Source organism: Caulobacter sp. UNC279MFTsu5.1, from assembly GCF_900114015.1.
Taxonomy (GTDB): domain Bacteria; phylum Pseudomonadota; class Alphaproteobacteria; order Caulobacterales; family Caulobacteraceae; genus Caulobacter.
In genome coordinates this window covers 14,413-29,064 of record NZ_FORN01000017.1, presented here as the reverse complement: position 1 = coordinate 29,064, position 14,652 = coordinate 14,413, and the positions used below count along the sequence as shown (strand labels likewise).

17 protein-coding genes are annotated in these 14,652 nt (G+C 72.7%); 2 read left to right on the top strand and 15 right to left on the bottom strand.

The annotated features are described in order from the left end of the window. Positions 1–2: 2 nt before the first annotated feature. From sctR to BM066_RS11600, 4 genes are read right to left on the bottom strand one after another with little or no spacing between them, the layout of a single operon-like run. On the bottom strand, positions 3–665 hold the full coding sequence (sctR, locus tag BM066_RS11615; RefSeq protein WP_089927977.1) for a type III secretion system export apparatus subunit SctR: 663 nt from the start codon (positions 663–665) through the stop codon (positions 3–5). Positions 666–671: 6 nt separating this feature from the next. Beyond that, positions 672–1,679: a FliM/FliN family flagellar motor switch protein gene (locus BM066_RS11610; RefSeq protein WP_089927973.1), complete on the bottom strand. Its 1,008-nt coding sequence runs from the start codon at positions 1,677–1,679 to the stop codon at positions 672–674. Continuing rightward, complete coding sequence (locus BM066_RS11605) at positions 1,676–2,332, bottom strand: response regulator transcription factor (protein WP_089927969.1); 657 nt, start codon at positions 2,330–2,332, stop codon at positions 1,676–1,678. Before BM066_RS11605 ends, BM066_RS11610 begins: the two co-directional genes overlap by 4 nt. After that, positions 2,329–3,414 carry a sensor histidine kinase gene (locus BM066_RS11600; RefSeq protein WP_089927963.1) on the bottom strand — a complete coding sequence of 362 codons (1,086 nt, stop codon included), beginning with the start codon at positions 3,412–3,414 and terminating at the stop codon, positions 2,329–2,331. Before BM066_RS11600 ends, BM066_RS11605 begins: the two co-directional genes overlap by 4 nt. Before the next feature lie 92 nt (positions 3,415–3,506). Between BM066_RS11600 and BM066_RS11595 the strand changes: the two genes are divergently transcribed. Continuing rightward, positions 3,507–3,737, top strand: a complete 231-nt coding sequence (locus tag BM066_RS11595) for a hypothetical protein (RefSeq protein WP_089927958.1) — start codon at positions 3,507–3,509, stop codon at positions 3,735–3,737. An 18-nt stretch (positions 3,738–3,755) separates the two neighbouring features. Further along, on the top strand, positions 3,756–4,418 hold the full coding sequence (locus BM066_RS11590) for a hypothetical protein (protein WP_089927954.1): 663 nt from the start codon (positions 3,756–3,758) through the stop codon (positions 4,416–4,418). Between the two features lie 29 nt (positions 4,419–4,447). Here the strand turns inward: BM066_RS11590 and BM066_RS11585 are convergent, their stop codons facing one another. Genes BM066_RS11585 through BM066_RS11535 form a run of 11 tightly spaced genes read right to left on the bottom strand, consistent with a single transcriptional unit; the run spans position 4,448 to position 14,646 of the window. Then, entirely contained in the window at positions 4,448–5,110 is a 663-nt protein-coding gene (locus BM066_RS11585; RefSeq protein WP_089927948.1) for a hypothetical protein, read from the bottom strand. Beyond that, positions 5,107–5,586: a hypothetical protein gene (locus BM066_RS26435; protein ID WP_089927945.1), complete on the bottom strand. Its 480-nt coding sequence runs from the start codon at positions 5,584–5,586 to the stop codon at positions 5,107–5,109. The genes BM066_RS11585 and BM066_RS26435 overlap by 4 nt, the downstream gene beginning before the upstream one ends. Beyond that, positions 5,583–6,896 carry a FliI/YscN family ATPase gene (locus BM066_RS11575; RefSeq protein ID WP_089927941.1) on the bottom strand — a complete coding sequence of 438 codons (1,314 nt, stop codon included), beginning with the start codon at positions 6,894–6,896 and terminating at the stop codon, positions 5,583–5,585. The genes BM066_RS26435 and BM066_RS11575 overlap by 4 nt, the downstream gene beginning before the upstream one ends. Then, positions 6,893–7,489, bottom strand: coding sequence for a FliH/SctL family protein (locus tag BM066_RS11570; RefSeq protein WP_089927936.1), 597 nt, complete (start codon positions 7,487–7,489; stop codon positions 6,893–6,895). Before BM066_RS11570 ends, BM066_RS11575 begins: the two co-directional genes overlap by 4 nt. Beyond that, entirely contained in the window at positions 7,486–8,064 is a 579-nt protein-coding gene (locus tag BM066_RS11565) for a hypothetical protein (RefSeq protein WP_089927932.1), read from the bottom strand. Before BM066_RS11565 ends, BM066_RS11570 begins: the two co-directional genes overlap by 4 nt. Beyond that, positions 8,061–8,801, bottom strand: a complete 741-nt coding sequence (gene sctJ, locus BM066_RS11560; protein WP_089927928.1) for a type III secretion system inner membrane ring lipoprotein SctJ — start codon at positions 8,799–8,801, stop codon at positions 8,061–8,063. Before sctJ ends, BM066_RS11565 begins: the two co-directional genes overlap by 4 nt. A gap of 12 nt (positions 8,802–8,813) precedes the next feature. Beyond that, the gene (locus BM066_RS11555; RefSeq protein WP_089927924.1) at positions 8,814–9,209 is read right to left on the bottom strand and encodes a hypothetical protein; all 396 of its coding nucleotides are present in this window, start codon (positions 9,207–9,209) and stop codon (positions 8,814–8,816) included. Between the two features lie 25 nt (positions 9,210–9,234). Continuing rightward, a complete protein-coding gene (locus BM066_RS11550; RefSeq protein ID WP_255367560.1) occupies positions 9,235–9,540 on the bottom strand; it encodes a hypothetical protein in 306 nt (101 codons plus the stop codon). A 27-nt stretch (positions 9,541–9,567) separates the two neighbouring features. After that, on the bottom strand, positions 9,568–10,710 hold the full coding sequence (locus BM066_RS11545) for a SctD/MshK family protein (RefSeq protein ID WP_089927919.1): 1,143 nt from the start codon (positions 10,708–10,710) through the stop codon (positions 9,568–9,570). 5 nt (positions 10,711–10,715) lie between these two features. After that, complete coding sequence (gene sctC, locus BM066_RS11540; RefSeq protein ID WP_089927915.1) at positions 10,716–12,623, bottom strand: type III secretion system outer membrane ring subunit SctC; 1,908 nt, start codon at positions 12,621–12,623, stop codon at positions 10,716–10,718. Positions 12,624–12,636: 13 nt separating this feature from the next. Continuing rightward, positions 12,637–14,646, bottom strand: a complete 2,010-nt coding sequence (locus BM066_RS11535) for a flagellar biosynthesis protein FlhA (RefSeq protein ID WP_089927911.1) — start codon at positions 14,644–14,646, stop codon at positions 12,637–12,639. Positions 14,647–14,652 lie beyond the last annotated feature (6 nt).

Here is a 14,652-nt window from a genome sequence, read left to right as displayed (position 1 = left end):
CCTTAGGTGTAGGACAGGACCAGGCCGTGGGCCAGCTTCACCCAGCCGTCGATCAGCACGAACAGCAGCAGCTTGAACGGCAGGGAAACGGTGGTCGGCGACAGCATCATCATCCCCATGGCCAGCAGGATGTTGGAGACGACCAGGTCGATGATCAGGAACGGCAGGAAGATCAGGAAGCCGATCTGGAAGGCCGCCGCCAGCTCCGAGACGGTGAAGGCCGGCACCACCACGATGAAGTCGCGCTGGGTCATGGCGCGGGCCTTGTCCGGGCCGTTGATGCGCTGGGCGGTCTTCAGGAAGAAGGCCCGCTCGCGCGGCGTCGAATGCTTCATCAGGAAGGCGCGCAGCGGCTCCTTGGCCTTGTCGGCATAGGTGAACAACGCCTGGGTGTCGCTGCTGACGGCGGCGACCGGTCTGACGTCCTGGTTGGCGGCGGCCATCTGCTGGCCGACCGGGTACATCACGTACAGGGTCAGGATCAGGGCCAGGCCGTTGAGCACGATGTTGGGCGGCACCTGCTGCAGGCCCAGGGCATTGCGCAGCAGGCTCAGGGTGACGACGATCTTGGTGAACGAGGTGACCATCACCGCCACGAACGGCGCCAGGGCCAGCAGGATGACGGTGATGAGGGCCGAGCCGGGCGTGAACGACGACAGGTCCATCCGCGATCAGGCTCCCTGCGCCAACTGTTCGATCAGCACGCCGTAGGCCTCGCCCACGGCCACCAACTTGCCGGTGGCGATGGGGTGGTCCCCGGCCAGCAGCACGGCGACGGCGTCCTTCGCCGAGCCGCCCAGCACCACCGTCGAGCCGGGACGCAGGCCGGCCAGCTCCGACAGCGGCAGGCTGGCCTCGCCCAGCATCACCCGCAGGGCGACGGGCAGGTCGGCGGGGGCCATGGGCGAGGCTTCGGGAACGTCGGCCTGGGCCGGCTGGATGGCGGCGTCCATCGGCGGCGCGGTCATGGCGCTCTCCTCCAGGGTGATGACGGTGAAGCGGCGGTCGGCGAGGTCGAACCGGCCGACCAGGCGGCGGCCGGCCAGGATCAGGCGAGCGTCGCCCGGTCGGGTCGGGCCCCAGGCGGTCAGCACGACGTCGCCGGTCCGCAGGCCGGCGACCCGGGCGGCCGGCGCCGTGGCGGCGTCGAGCACCAGGCGTCCGGCGATGGGAACGGCCAGATGGGCCCCGTCCGCCAACAGGTCGACCGCCGGAAGCGGCCAGGCGGCAGGCGCGTCGGCGGCGACATGCAGGACCAGGCGGTTCGGCGCCCCGTCGGCGTCCCGCGCGACGTCCAGGGCGATCGCCAAGCCGGGCTCGGGAGGGCGGCTGGAGATGTCGCTGGGCTCCAGGCCCAGGCCGGTCGCGGTCTCGATGGCCGCCAGCACCGGCTCCAGGCGGTCCAGCGCCACCAGCAGGGCCGCGTCGTCCTCGGGGACGAACGGGGCGCCGTCCAGCGCGACGACCGCCAGGCGGGGCGCGTCGGGCCGCTCGCCGAACAGGATCCACGGGCCGGGCGGCGGCTCCACCAGGTGGGTGGCGATCCGCAGGCCGGGGGCGGGCAGGGCGGACATCACCGCCAGGGCGCGGTTGCGGGCCGCGACCTCAACGGCGTCGAAGGCCTCCAGGCCCCGGACCAGCGGGTCCGCGACGGACGCGGGGCTGAGCACGTCGGTCATGCGTCGCCGTCCGTCGTGCCGGTGATGGCCATGCGGACCAGTTCGGTCAGGCTGGCCGCCTCCATCTTGGTCATGATCCGCGAGCGGTGCAGCTCGACGGTCTTGGGGCTGATGCCCAGCTCGTAGGCGATGATCTTGTTGACCCGGCCGGCGACCACCAGGGCCATCACCTCGCGCTCGCGTTCGGTCAGGCTGGCGACCCGACGGGCGTAGAGGTCCTGGCCGGGCGTGGTGGCCGGGCGCAGGCGGGCGAAGGCCAGGCCCAGGGCCTCCTCCAGCGCCGCCTCCTGGAACGGCTTCTCCAGGAAGGTGATCGCGCCCTTCTTCATCGCCTCGACCGCCAGGGGCACGTCGGCGTGGCCGGTCATGAAGATCACCGGCCGCTCGCAGCCGCGCGCCTTGACCGCGTCCAGCAGCTCCAGCCCCGACATGGTCGGCATGCGCACGTCGAACAGCAGGCAGGCGTCGGCCGGCGGATCGCCGGCGTCGAGGAAGGCCTGCGGGTCGTCATAGGTGGTCACCGCATAGCCCAGGCTCTCCAGCCACCAGGCGGCCGACTGGCGGAACTCGCCGTGGTCGTCGACCAGACAGACCGCGCCGAGGCTGCGGGTCGGCTCCGAACGCGACGCGGCGGAATCTTGGACGGGAGTCATGGTTCATCCTCCTGGCGCGCCGTCGGCAGCGCGATGTGGAACACGCTTCCCCCCGAAGTCCCGGCCCCCTTCTCTTCGCGGGTGTGCCAGAGGCGTCCGCGATGCAGCTCGATGATCGAGCGGCAGATCCCCAGGCCCACGCCCATGCCGCCGGGCTTGGTCGAAAAGAACGGCGAGAACATCCGGCCGGCCGCTTCCTCGGAGACGCCCGGGCCGGTGTCGGCCACGGTCAGCTCGACCATCCGCGTGGACCCCTGCAGGCGGCGGCCGGCGATGGCCAGGCGGCGGGGCTGGGGCTCGCCGCGCATGGCGTCCAGGCCGTTGCGGGCGAGGTTGACCAGCACCTGCTGGATCATCACCGCGTCGCCCAGAACGGGCGGTAGGTCGTCGTCGAACACGGCCTGGGCCGACACCCGGTCGCGGGCGATCTCCCAGTCCAGCAGATCCAGGGTGGCGCGGGCCAGGCGCGGCAGGTCCAGGGGCTCGACCTGGGGCTGGCGTTGCTCGACGAACGAGCGCATGCGCTGGATGACGCCCGAGGCGTAAAGCGCCTGGTCGGCGGCCTTGTCCAAGGCCTCGACGCCGTCGGCCGCGGTCAGGGCGTCACGGGCCAGTCTGGCCTTCAGACCACGGACGATGTTGGTGATCGAGCCGATCGGCTGGTTCAGCTCGTGGGCGATCATCGTCGCCATCTCGCCCACCGACATCACCCGCGAAGTCAGCAACAGGCGCTCACGGTCGGCCAGGCGACGGGCCTCGGCCTCCTGGCGCTCGGCGGCGTCGGAGAGCTTCAGGTACAGCCGGCCGTCGGGACCGCGGCCCGGCCGGATTTCCAGCATCGCCGCGCCGCCTTCCAGCGAGAGGGGCGCGGTCTCGCCGCGCTCCGCCGCCGCCAGCGCGGCGTCCAGACCGGACGGCGCCAAGTCGCCCGGCGAAACCTCTGGCATCAGCCGGGCGAAGGCGTCGGTGCGCCAGACCAGGCGCGGCGGCGCACCCTCGAAGGCCCCAATCGCCAGGTCCAGCGCGGCGAAGGCGGCCTCGGCCGGATCCAGGTCGGGAACATGCAGGCGCAGCGCCCTCACGACCGGACTCCCGCGACAGGCGGTCTCACTAGGGAAAACCCGAATGGCGTCCGTGCGTTCTCAGCCGTATCCAAGGTGCGAAGGAGTCCGCCATGTCCACCATCCGCATCGACGCCAACGCCGTCTCCGGCGTCTGGACCCGGGGCCTGGACAGCGCCGCGCCGTCCGCCGCCGGCCGGCAGGGCCAGGCGTTCGGCGACTTCTCGGCCTTCTCGCGGCAGGAAGGGGGCTTGAGCCTGTCCTCCGCCCATCGCGATCTGGACAGCACGGCCCGCGCGGTCAGCGACCGCCTCACCGACGCCCGCGACAACGGCTTCGGCTGAGGCTAGCTTCCCGGCGTCATGGCCGAACGCATCCTCAAGGCCGAACCGGACTGGTTCGGCGCCGCCCAGGCCCTGGTCGAGGGGCTGCAGGCGCAGTCCACCCTCGACGGCCGGGTCGACGTGCTGGAGCGCGTGTGCCTCGACCTGGGCGAGGCGCTGTATCCCGGCTTCGCCAAGCTGCTGGCCGCCGTCGACCATTTCGGCGATCAGGCGGTCAAGGTTCTGGTCGCCGACGCCCTGGCCCAGGCCCTGATGACGGCGCGCCTGCCCTCGACGCGGCTGCCGGCCTGGGGCGCTGGCGGCTTCGCGGGCCTGGGCGGCCTGGACGGTCCGCTGCGCACCAACAGCCGCAATGTCGGTCCTCTGGAATTCCTCTGCGTCTGGCTGGTGCGCGACGTCAGCGACGAGACCCTCAGCGGCGAGGCCTTCGAGACCGCCGCGACCTATCTGATCGACCTGGTCTCGGCCTCGCCCCGGGCCGCGGCCCTCTATGTCGACAAGCTGCGCGCCGACGCCGGCGACCCGACCGAGGGCCTGCACAACGCCCAGACCCGGCGGCTGATCGAAACCCTGGCCGAGCGCTGGGCGGCCGGCGACGCGCCGGCCGAAGTCGCGCGGGCCGTGGCCCGCACGGCCGAGGCCGACCGGGGCGCGACGCGCTGGGGGCTTCCGCTCCGCTGACCGCGTCGCCTGCTGAAGGACCGAGCTCATCAGCGCACCTTCGGGATCAGGCGCTCGAAGTCGCCGTCGTCCGCCTCGACCTGCAGATCGGCCAGGGCCAGGCCTCGCACCTCCAGGCGTTTGCGCAGGGCTTCCAGCGCCTTGGTCACCTCGGGCGTGGCGTGGGGATGGGCGGCCAGGGTCAGGGACAGCGAGCCGTCGGCGCCGCGCGCCAGCCCAAGGCCGGTCAGCGGCGAACCGCGATCGGCCAAGCCCATGGCCACGCCCTTGGACGCGTTGCCGCCAGCGGCCAGCCAGGCCTTTTCCATGGCCGCGGCGAAGGCCTCGATCTCCGCGCCGGCGGCTCCGGCCGGCAGTTGGACGACGACCGGTTCGGTCGCGCCATGGGCCGCCGCGCCGGGCGTCCCGACGCCCTCGACCGGCGCCTTGTCGGTCGTGGCGGTCTCGGCGGCCTTGAAGTCGTGGGCGGGGCCGAACAGGGCGGCCAGGTCGGCGCCGTCTTCGGTGCGGTCCTCGTCTTCGCGCTCGGCGCGGGACGATTGTTGGCGCGCTACGGGGGCGTGGCGTTCGGCCGCCTGCTGGAGGGCGGCGTTGAACTCGGCCCCGCGCCAAGGCGTGGCGGGTTCGCTGGCCGCGATCCGCTGAGGCGTGGCCGGGCGCTCGGTGGTCGAGACGTCGCGAGTGGTGGTCATCGTGCGGCCCTCCGGGCGGGCAGGTCCTCGAGTTCCTGCTGCTGGCGTTCGTCGCGCTGGGCCAGCAGGGCCCAGCGGGCGTGGTCGCGCTGGCCGCTCATCGCCTCGAACCGGCCCTGGGCGCGCACCAGCACGCGCAGGGCCGTGTCGAGATCCTCGCGCGCCTGCTGCACGGCCAGGCGGTCCTGGTCGCGCAGCGCGACGTCGCGCGCCCGGGCGTCCGCGACCATCTCGCGGCGGGCCAGGGCGGTCTCGACCATGGCGGCCGAGCCGGACAGGCCTTCGGCGAACCAGGCGTCGAGGCGGGCCAGCGCGGCGTCGTGGGCGGCGATGGCCCGCTCGCGGGCGGCCAGGGCGTCCTCGGCGGCGGCCAGGGCGTCGCGGGCCGCGACGGCCTCCAGGCGGGCCACCTCGACCCGCCGCTCGCGCAGGCGGACCACGGGGGTCAGGATGTCCAGCCGGCGGCGCGGGTTCATGCGGCGGTCTCCGCAAGGGCGGCGAAGGCGTCGGAGAGGGCGACGCGCTGGTGCGGGTCCTGGCGCAGCAGGGCCTCGATCGCCGGCCGCTTGGCGATGGCGACATCGGCCAGCGGGTCGCCGCCCGGCTTGTACTCGCCGATCTGCAACAGGAACTCGATGTCGGCGTACTTAGCCATCCAGCCGCGCACCCGGGCCGCCTGGGCCTGGTGCTCGGCCGAAACCACGCGGGGAAAGACGCGGCTGAGGCTGGCGGCGACGTCGATGGCCGGATAGCGCCCGGCTTGGCCCAGCTTGCGTGACAGATAGATGTGGCCGTCCAGGATCGAGCGGACCTCCTCGCCGACCGGATCGCCGCCGTCCTCGTCCTCGACCAGCACGGTGTAGAAGGCGGTGATGGCGCCGCCGTCGGCCGCGCCGGCCCGCTCGAACAGGCGCGGCAGTTCGGCGAACACCGAGGGCGGAAAGCCCCGGCGCACGGCCGGCTCGCCCACCGACAGGCCGATCTCGCGCAGGGCGCGGGCGAAGCGGGTGACGCTGTCCATCTGCAACATGACCTTGCGGCCCCGGGCCCGGAAGCCTTCGGCGATGGCGGTGGCGACATGGGCGGCGCGCACCCGCTCCATGGCAGGCCGATCCGAGGTCGAGACGATCACCACCGAGCGCGCCAGGCCCTCGGGGCCCAGGCAGTCGTCGAGGAACTCGCGCACTTCGCGACCGCGTTCGCCGATCAGGGCGATGACGTTGACGTCGGCCTGGGCGTGGCGGGCGAACATGCCCAGCAGGGTCGACTTGCCGCCGCCGGCCATGGCGAACACCCCGACGCGCTGGCCCTCGCCGGTGGTCAGCATCGTGTCCACGCTGCGCACGCCGGTGGCGAACACGGTGTCGATCGGCGCGCGCGCCAGGGGATTGGGGGCCTCGCCATAGACTGCTTGCGGGCGCAGCGGACCGGTGATCGGGCCCAGGCCGTCCAGCGGTTCGCCGTGGGCGTCCAGCACCCGGCCCAGCAGGCCGTCGCCGACGCCGATCTCGCTGCGGCGCGGGCCGGCCAACACCTCGGCGTCGATCGACAGGCCCTCCAGCCGGGTCAGGGGCGTCAGGATGGCCGCGCCGTCCTGGAAGCCGACCACCTGGGCCTTCACCCGGCCGCCGCTGGCGCGGTCGATGATCTCGCACTCCTGGCCGATGCGGGCATCCAGGCCGGTGGCGCGGATGGTGGTGCCAAACGCCTGGACCACGCGCCCGCGCCGCTCGACGGTGCGGGCGTGGCGCAGGGCGTCGCGCAGGATGGCGTCGGACGCGGTCATGCGGCGGCCTCGTCGCGACTGGCGAACACGCTCTCCAGGGCTTTCAGCTGGACGTCGAGCCCGGCGTGGGTTCGGCCCGACGGGGTGTCGAGCACGCAGTCGCCGGCCGCCAGGTCCGGATCGCCCTGCACCTCGATCCGCGCCCCGATCGGCCACAGGCGGCGGCTGACGGCGCCGACCGCCTCGGGCGCGACACGGACGCCGATCGGCTCTTCGGGCAGCAGGTCGCGGGCGGCCTGCTCGGCCAGGGCGGCCAGCACCTCCTCGGGGGCCAGGCCGGCGGCGATACGGCGGACGATGTCCAGCGCCAGGGCCGCGGACGAAGCGCGCAGGCGGGCGCGTTCGGCTTGCAGGGCGTTGTGGACGCCGGCCAGGGTCTCGGCGGTCTCCCGGGCGGCCTTGGCGGCGCCCTCGGCGCGGCCTTGGGCGAAGCCTTCGGCGACGGCGACGTCGCGGGCGGCCTGGCGGTGGGCTTCGAGCCCGGCGACGATCTCCGTGGCCTGGGTCAGGCGAGCGACGTCCTCGCGGCGCAGGATCGGGTCGTCGGTCAGCAGGACCGCGGAGGGGGCGGAGGCGAGCAGCAGGTAGCTCATGCGGCGGCCTCCGGCCGGCCGGCCTCGATCGCCAACAAGCTCCCGCGCGCCGCGTGCAGGGCGGCCTGGCCGACGGCGGTCGGCAGAGGCCAGGGCTGGGCGTCCAGCAGATGGGCCAGGCGGATCGCCAGGGCCGGGCGGTCGGCGAGCTCGGACAGCAGCACCGCCGCGCCCAGGTCGCGCAGGCCCTCGTCGCTGACCAGGGCGGTGTCGCAGGGCGAAGGCGGGATCAGGCCGGCCGGGGTGGCCAGCACGGCGTCCAGGGCGACCTCGCCCAGCCGGCGGGCCAGACGGGCCAGCACGCGGCCGTCGATGATGCGGCCGAGCGCGGGCGCGCAGGCCATGGCGGCGGCCAGGTGGACGAACAGGTCGCGGCGCTCGGCCGGCCAGGACGCCCAGTCGGGCAGGGCGGCGGCGTCGGCGAAGGCGACCGCGGGGGCGGGGCCGCGCCCCGCGCGCTCGGCCAGCCGACGCGACAGGCGGCGCGCCCGGCCGCCCAGCGTGGGCAGGCCGCCGACGGCGTCCAGCACGCGCGCCTGGGCGACGATCCGGGCTCGGGCGTCCGCGCCGCTCATGCCGCCGGCCTCTCGGTCTCGACGGCGCGCAGGGCGGGGCGGGGTTTCTTCTTCGGACGGCGGGTCAGCAGATAGGCGCCGACCCCGCCCACGGCCAGCACCACGGCGAGGACCGGCACGGTCAGGGACTTGACGGCCGAGGGCTGGGCCTGGGTCATCACCGGCCGGGCCGGGAACATCACCACCGTCACCTTGTCGTAGGGCAGACCCTCGATCGAGTTGGTGACCAGCGCCTTGATCGAGCCGACCTGGCCGGAGAGGTCGACGTCGGGGTTGTGACGGATGAACACCGAGGCCGAGGACGGCTTCTGGGTCTCGGCCAGGGGATCGGCCTCGGGCACGGCGATGTGCACCCGGGCCTGGACCACGCCGTCGATCGACGAGATGGTCTGGCTCAGCTCCTGGCTGAGGCCGTACATCAGCCGCGCCCGCTGCTCCATCGGCGAGGAGACGAAACCCTCCTTCTTGAAGACGTCGCCCAGGCTCTCGAACTTGTCGCGGGGATAGCCCTGGTCGTGCAGCACGGCGACGGCGGACGAGAACTGCTCGGGCCGGGTCTTGAGGGTCCAGACCTTGCCGTCCTTGCTGCTCTTGGCGGCCGAGACCCCGGCGTTCTGGAGCACGGCGACCATCTCGTTGGCCTCGCGTTCGGAAAGGTCGCCGTAGAGCTCCTTCTCGGCGCAGGCCGAAAGGAGCAGCGCGGCGGCGGCTAGGGCGGCCAGCAGGCTCCTGCGCATGGCTCGCCCTCCTCAAGCCTGCTGCCGGAACAGCTGCTGCAGGCCGTCGGACGTGCGGTTGGCGATGTTCGAGGTCAGCTGGCAGTTGAACATGAACTCGTGGCACTGGACGGTCAGGCCGATCATCTCGCCGGGGGTGATCGCCGCGCCCTTGGCCTCGGCGGCCTTGGCGTGAGCCGCCAGGTTCGAGGCCTGGCCGTTGACGAACTCCAGCTGGTTGAAGACGCCCTTCATGGCCGGGGCCAGGGCCTCGGGGCCGGCGAGCCCCGACGGCGCCTGGGCGCCGGCCGTGTGCAGGGCGTTCTGGAACTGGACCGCGTCGGTCAGGGTGGCGCCGTAGCCGACCTGGGTGACCTGGGCTTCCTGCGGGGCGACCACGGCCGCCGCCGAAACGGGATCGAAGGACATGACGTCTCTTTCGACTGGAGGGCCGCTAGTTCTTGCGGGCCATGGTTTCGAGGGCCCGGCCGACGCTGTCGACCGAGGTGGATTCCGAATTGGCCATGAAGTTCATGCGCAGGCTCTCGGCGGTGAGCATGGCCATGACCGAGGGCTTGTCCTCGCCGCCCGGGCCGATCTGGTCGGCCAGTTCGGTGATCTTGACCGCCTGGGCGTCGAGGGTCTGGCCCCAGGCGTGGGCCATGGCTTCGAACCAGGTGCCGGGGCGGTTCCTGTTGTTCGTGCCCTGAAGGGTGGAGGCTAGGGAGAGGTTGCCGAACCCCTGGATTTCATCGGCCATGATCGTTCTCCTGCTCGGGTTGGAATTTCAGAACATCAGCTTGGTCTGGGCCCCGCCCTTCTCGACCGTCACCGCCTGGCTCTCGACGGCGACGATGCGGTCGCCGGTCGGCAGCATCGCGCCGGCGAAGTAGCGGGCGCCGTCGGCGGTCGCGACGTAGCCGGCGTCGCCGCCGACCACCGACACCACCCGCTTGCCGGGGCCCTCGTCGAACACCTTGCCGAACCGGTCGCCGCCGCCGTCGGCGCGCGAGATGTCCAGGGCGCGCAGGCCCCGGACGTCGGTCAGCGCCACCTTCCGCACCTTGGCGACCTCTTCGGCCGGCCCGGTGACCTGCACCTGCACCCGCGCCAGGCCGTTGGGACGCGCGGTGGCGGCCAGGCCGTTGGCCATGAAGACGTCCTCGACGTTCTGGGCCAGGGACTCGCTGGTCTGGACCTCGATGCGGGCCGGGACGTCGCGGGCGTCGACGATCTGGCGCAGGCGGTCCTTGTCGGCCTCGCGGTTCAGCACGCCGGCGATCACCAGCTTGTCGCCTTCGCCCGCCTTCACGGCCAGGGCGCCGTAGCCCTCCTCGCGCAGCAGGGCGTGGACCTGGCCGGCGCTGGCGTGGGGGCCGCTCCAGATCGGGGCGTTGGCGGCGGCGTAGGTCACGCAGGCCAGGGCCGAGCCGAACACCAGGACGGGCACGAGATGCGGCGTGCCGCGCACGAAGGTCACGGCGCGGTCGAACAGGCGGCGGGCGATCGTCTCGCCATAGTCGTGGTCGAGGTCGGCCAGGTCGCGGGCCGCGCCGGGTGGGGCGGTGGTCAGCAGCCGTTCGGCCTCGGCCCAGCGGGGGCTGCCTTCCAGCCCGATGGCGACGGCGTTGTCGCCGATCAGCAGCGGCACGTAGAACGGCAGCACGGCCTTGGACGGGGCGACCAGGACGTGGCCGAGCATCTCGGCGCCGCCTTCGAGGATCTCGAGGTCGGCGGCGTCCTCCCGCGCCGTCAGCCGCGCGCGGATCCCCTTGGCGCTGGGATCGCGCAGCACGATGTCGGCGTCGAAGCCGTGGCCGAGGTCCATCGGCTGGCCGTCGCCGAGCGGGGCGGAGGCGCCCCGCACGCGGCCGGTCAGCACCTTGAGGACGAGGGTTTCCGAGGAGGTTTCGAGGGCTGTGTCGAACATGGCGCCTAACTCGGGTTGGGGATGGGTTGCATCGTGCCGCTGGCCGGCGGGGCCGTCGGCGGCGGGGCGGAAGGAGGCGTGCGGCCGGTCCTGGCCGCGCGCGCCGGCGTCTTGCGGTCGACCGGCAGGGGCGGGGCCGGGGGCAGGGGCGCGTTCTCGAAGCCCGAGACCGGGGCGTCGTAGCGCAGGCCCGCCTGGGTCGCGGACCGCCCCCCGCCGATCGAGGCCAGGCGCGGGGTGATCAGGAACATCCGCTCGACGCGGCCGCTGCTGCGCGACTGCACCTTGAACAGGTTTCCCAGGCCCGGAATGCTGCCCAGAACCGGGATCTTGCTGGAATCGGTCGAGTCGGACTGCACGGTCATGCCGCCCAACAGCAGGCTCTGGCCCTCGACGATCAGGGCCTGGGTGTTCAGCGCCGAGCGCCGCACCACCGGGATGTTGTCGACGCTGGCGTTGGTCAGGGCGCCGTCCTCGATGCTGACCAGCATGCGGATCCGGGTCTGGTTGTTGTCGCGCGTGACGTGCGGCGTGACCCGCAGGGTGGTGCCGCTGCTGACGTTGAACAGGTCGACGTCGCGCTCGCCGGCCAGGCGGACGTAGAAGTCGCGGGTGTTCTCGAACACCGCCTCGACGTTCGACAGGGTGACGATCTGCGGTCGCGAGACCACCCGGGCCACGCCCTCGGTCTCCAGGGCGTTGAGGCGGGCCGAGAAATAGTCGCCGTCGCCGATGATGGTCGAGGCCACCAAGCCGGCGGCCGACTTGGGCGAAGTATTGCCCCGCACCAGGTTGCTGTCTTCCAGACCGGCCGGCGCGTTGGGGCCGCGGCCGAACTGGATCCCGCCGTTGCCGTCGTCGAACCGCCAGTTGACCCCAAGGTCCCGGGCCTTGGTGGTGTCGATGTCGATGATCGCCGCCTCGATCTCCAGCAGCTGCGGCTCGACGTCGAGGGCGCGGACCAGCTCCTCATAGGCCGACATCCGCTCGGCCACGTCGCGGACGATGACGGCGTTGAGGCGGGAGTCGGCCTGGATCCGGACCGGGTTCTGCGGCGAGTAGACGCCGGTCTGCTCGCTGGCCAGGGGCATGCCCAGCGTGCCCTGGTCGCCGGCGTAGCCGGGACCGGCCGGGTTGGGCGTGCCCAGGGCGGCCAGGCCCTGGCCGCGCAGGCCCTGGACGGCGGCCGGGATCAGGCTTTCGCTGCGGGCGCTGGCGCCGGAGCGCTCGTTGGGATCGGAATTGACCAGCGAGCGCACGATCGAGGCGACGCCAGGGATGGTCACCTGCTTGGAGCCCACCGTCAGGTTCACGTCGTCGGCCCAGCCGTAGCGCAGGTAGAACACCCGGTACTGCAGGGTGGGGGCGGCGGCCTCGGCCTGGGCCCCGCCGCGCGCCAGCTCGTCGATCTGCTGCAGGAAGCGCGGCGCGCCCGAGGCCAGCAGCATGTCGCCCGTGGCGCGCAGCGTGTTGCGGTTGTCGAGCATGCCCAGCTGCCGGGCCGCCCGGTCGACGCGCCGCGAGGCCGAGGCCGAGATCGGGAAGCTGCGGCTCGACAGCTGCGAGGCGGTGTAAACATAGGCCGCGCCGCCGTCGTAATAGGTGACTAGGTCGAAGGCCTTGGCGACGTCGGCGTCGATCTTGGCGGCCGGACCCCTGAAGACGCCGTTGATCGTGCCTGCCACCGAGGACGAGATCACCACCGGTACGCCGACCTGGCTGTAGAAGTTCTGCAGGAACTGGCCGATCGGCTGCTCGCGCGCCGTCAGGTCCACGGTGCGCGCGCCCAGGGGAACCTCGCCGGCGACGGCGGCCGGGGGCGGGATCAGCAGGGCGGCGCCGAGGCCGGCCGCGAGAAGGGTCATCCGCCAGGAGCAACGGGAAGCGGCGGCGTAGTCCGATGGCAGGTGCATTCCGTCTCCAGGTTCAGGCCGCCGCGGACGCGGATTGGGGCGGTTCGGGATCGTTCGGCACGACGGTCAGCGGATCGCGCGGGAAGGCGACGCGGCCGACGATGTCGAGCTTCAGGCTGGGCAGCAGCTCATGGAACGACAGCACGCCCAGGTCGAAGCGGGCGGGTTCGACCAGCTTGCGCACGTGCCGGCGCAGGTCGATGGCGGCCAACAGAACCGGCGCCTGGGCGTCCTCCACATTGGCCAGGATGGCGTCGGTGACCCGGCGCGACATGTCCGGATCCAGCGCCAGCTGCTGGGCGCCGCCGCCGGTGCGGATCGCCTCGCGCAGATGCTGCTCCAGCGGCGGCTCCAGCACGACGGCCCGCAGGGCGCCGTCGGGGGCGTAGCGATGGCTGATCTGGCGGCGCAGGGCGACCCGCGCGAACTCGGTCAGGGCGAACGGGTCCTTCTCGCGCTGGCCGGCGTCGGCCAGGGATTCCAGGATGTCGCGCAGGTTCCGCAGCGGGACCTCCTCTTCGGCCAGGCGGCGCAGGACCTCGGCGATGCGGGCCAGGGGCAGGGCGCGGGCGGCTTCCTTGACCACTTCGGGGTAGTCGGCGCCGGCCCGGTTCAGCAGGGTGCTGGCCTCCTGGATGCCGACGAACAGGCCGGTGTTGCGGCGCAGGGCCTGGCGCACGGCCTCCTGCAGGGCGGGCAGGTCCGACGGGTCGGCCAGCTGGCCCGCGCCGATCGGGGCCTCGAAGGCCAGCAGCCGCCAGCGGGCCGGGCCGGCGGCCTCGCCGTAGTGGAACGAGGCGCGGGGCAGGGCGACGCCGAGCCGGACCTCGAAGCCTTCCAACACCTCCTCCAACGCCCGGGCCAGGACCGCGCCCTCGTGGCGGCGCACGCCGTTGCCGTCCAGCTCCAGCAGCAGCGGCACGATCGGCTGGGCGTCCAGGGTCCGCGTCTGGGCGGCGATCGGCGGGGCCTTGGTCTCGTCGGCCAGGATGCCGCCGGGCAGGAATCGCTTGGTCAGCCTGGACCGCAGGTCGACGTCCAGCAGGGCGCCGGTGACCAGGCCCACCCCGCCCAGCAGCAGGAACACCGGGGCCGGGAAGCCCGGGATCAGGGCCAGAAGCCAGCAGATGCCGCCCGACACCAGGAACACCCGGGGCTTGGCCGCGAACTGCCGGCGCACCGCGTCGCCCAGGTGGCTGTCGCTGTCCTCGTCGGTGGTGCGGGTGACGATCAGGCCGGCGGCCATGGCGCCCAGCAGGGCCGGAATCTGGGTGACCATGCCGTCGCCGATGGTCAGGATCGAGTACTTGTGGATCGCCGCGCCGAACTCCAGCCCCTGCTGGATCATGCCGATGGCCAGGCCGCCCAGCAGGTTGATCACCACGATGATGATGCTGGCGATGGCGTCGCCTTTGACGAACTTCATCGCGCCGTCGAGGCTGCCGTGGAGCTTGCTCTCCATCTCCAGCACGCGCCGTCGGCGCTTGGCCTCGTCCTTGTCGATCATGCCCGAACGCAGGTCGCTGTCGATCGAAAGCTGCTTGCCCGGCATGGCGTCCAGGCTGAAACGGGCGGCCACCTCGGCGACCCGCTCGGCGCCCTTGGCGATGACGATGAACTGCACGACGGTGATGATCAGGAACACCACCAGCCCGACCACCAGGTTGCCGCCGGCCACCAGGGTGCCGAAGGTGTCGATGATGTGCCCGGCGTGACCCTCGATCAGGATCATCCGGGTCGTGGCGATCGACAGCGCCAGGCGATAGAGCGTGGTGATCAGCAGCAGGCTGGGAAAGACCGAGAACTCGACGATGGTCGAGATGTAGATCGCCACCAGCAGCAGCATCACGCCGAAGCAGATGTTGACGGCCACCAGGGTGTCCAGCGCCAGGGCCGGCAGGGGCAGGATCATCAGCCCGACGATCGCCACCACCCCGGCCACCAGGAACAGGTCGCTGAACCGCGCCACTAGGCCCGGGGCGGGACGGCGCTGCAGGCGCTTGAGGTAGGATTCGACGCTCATCGCTTC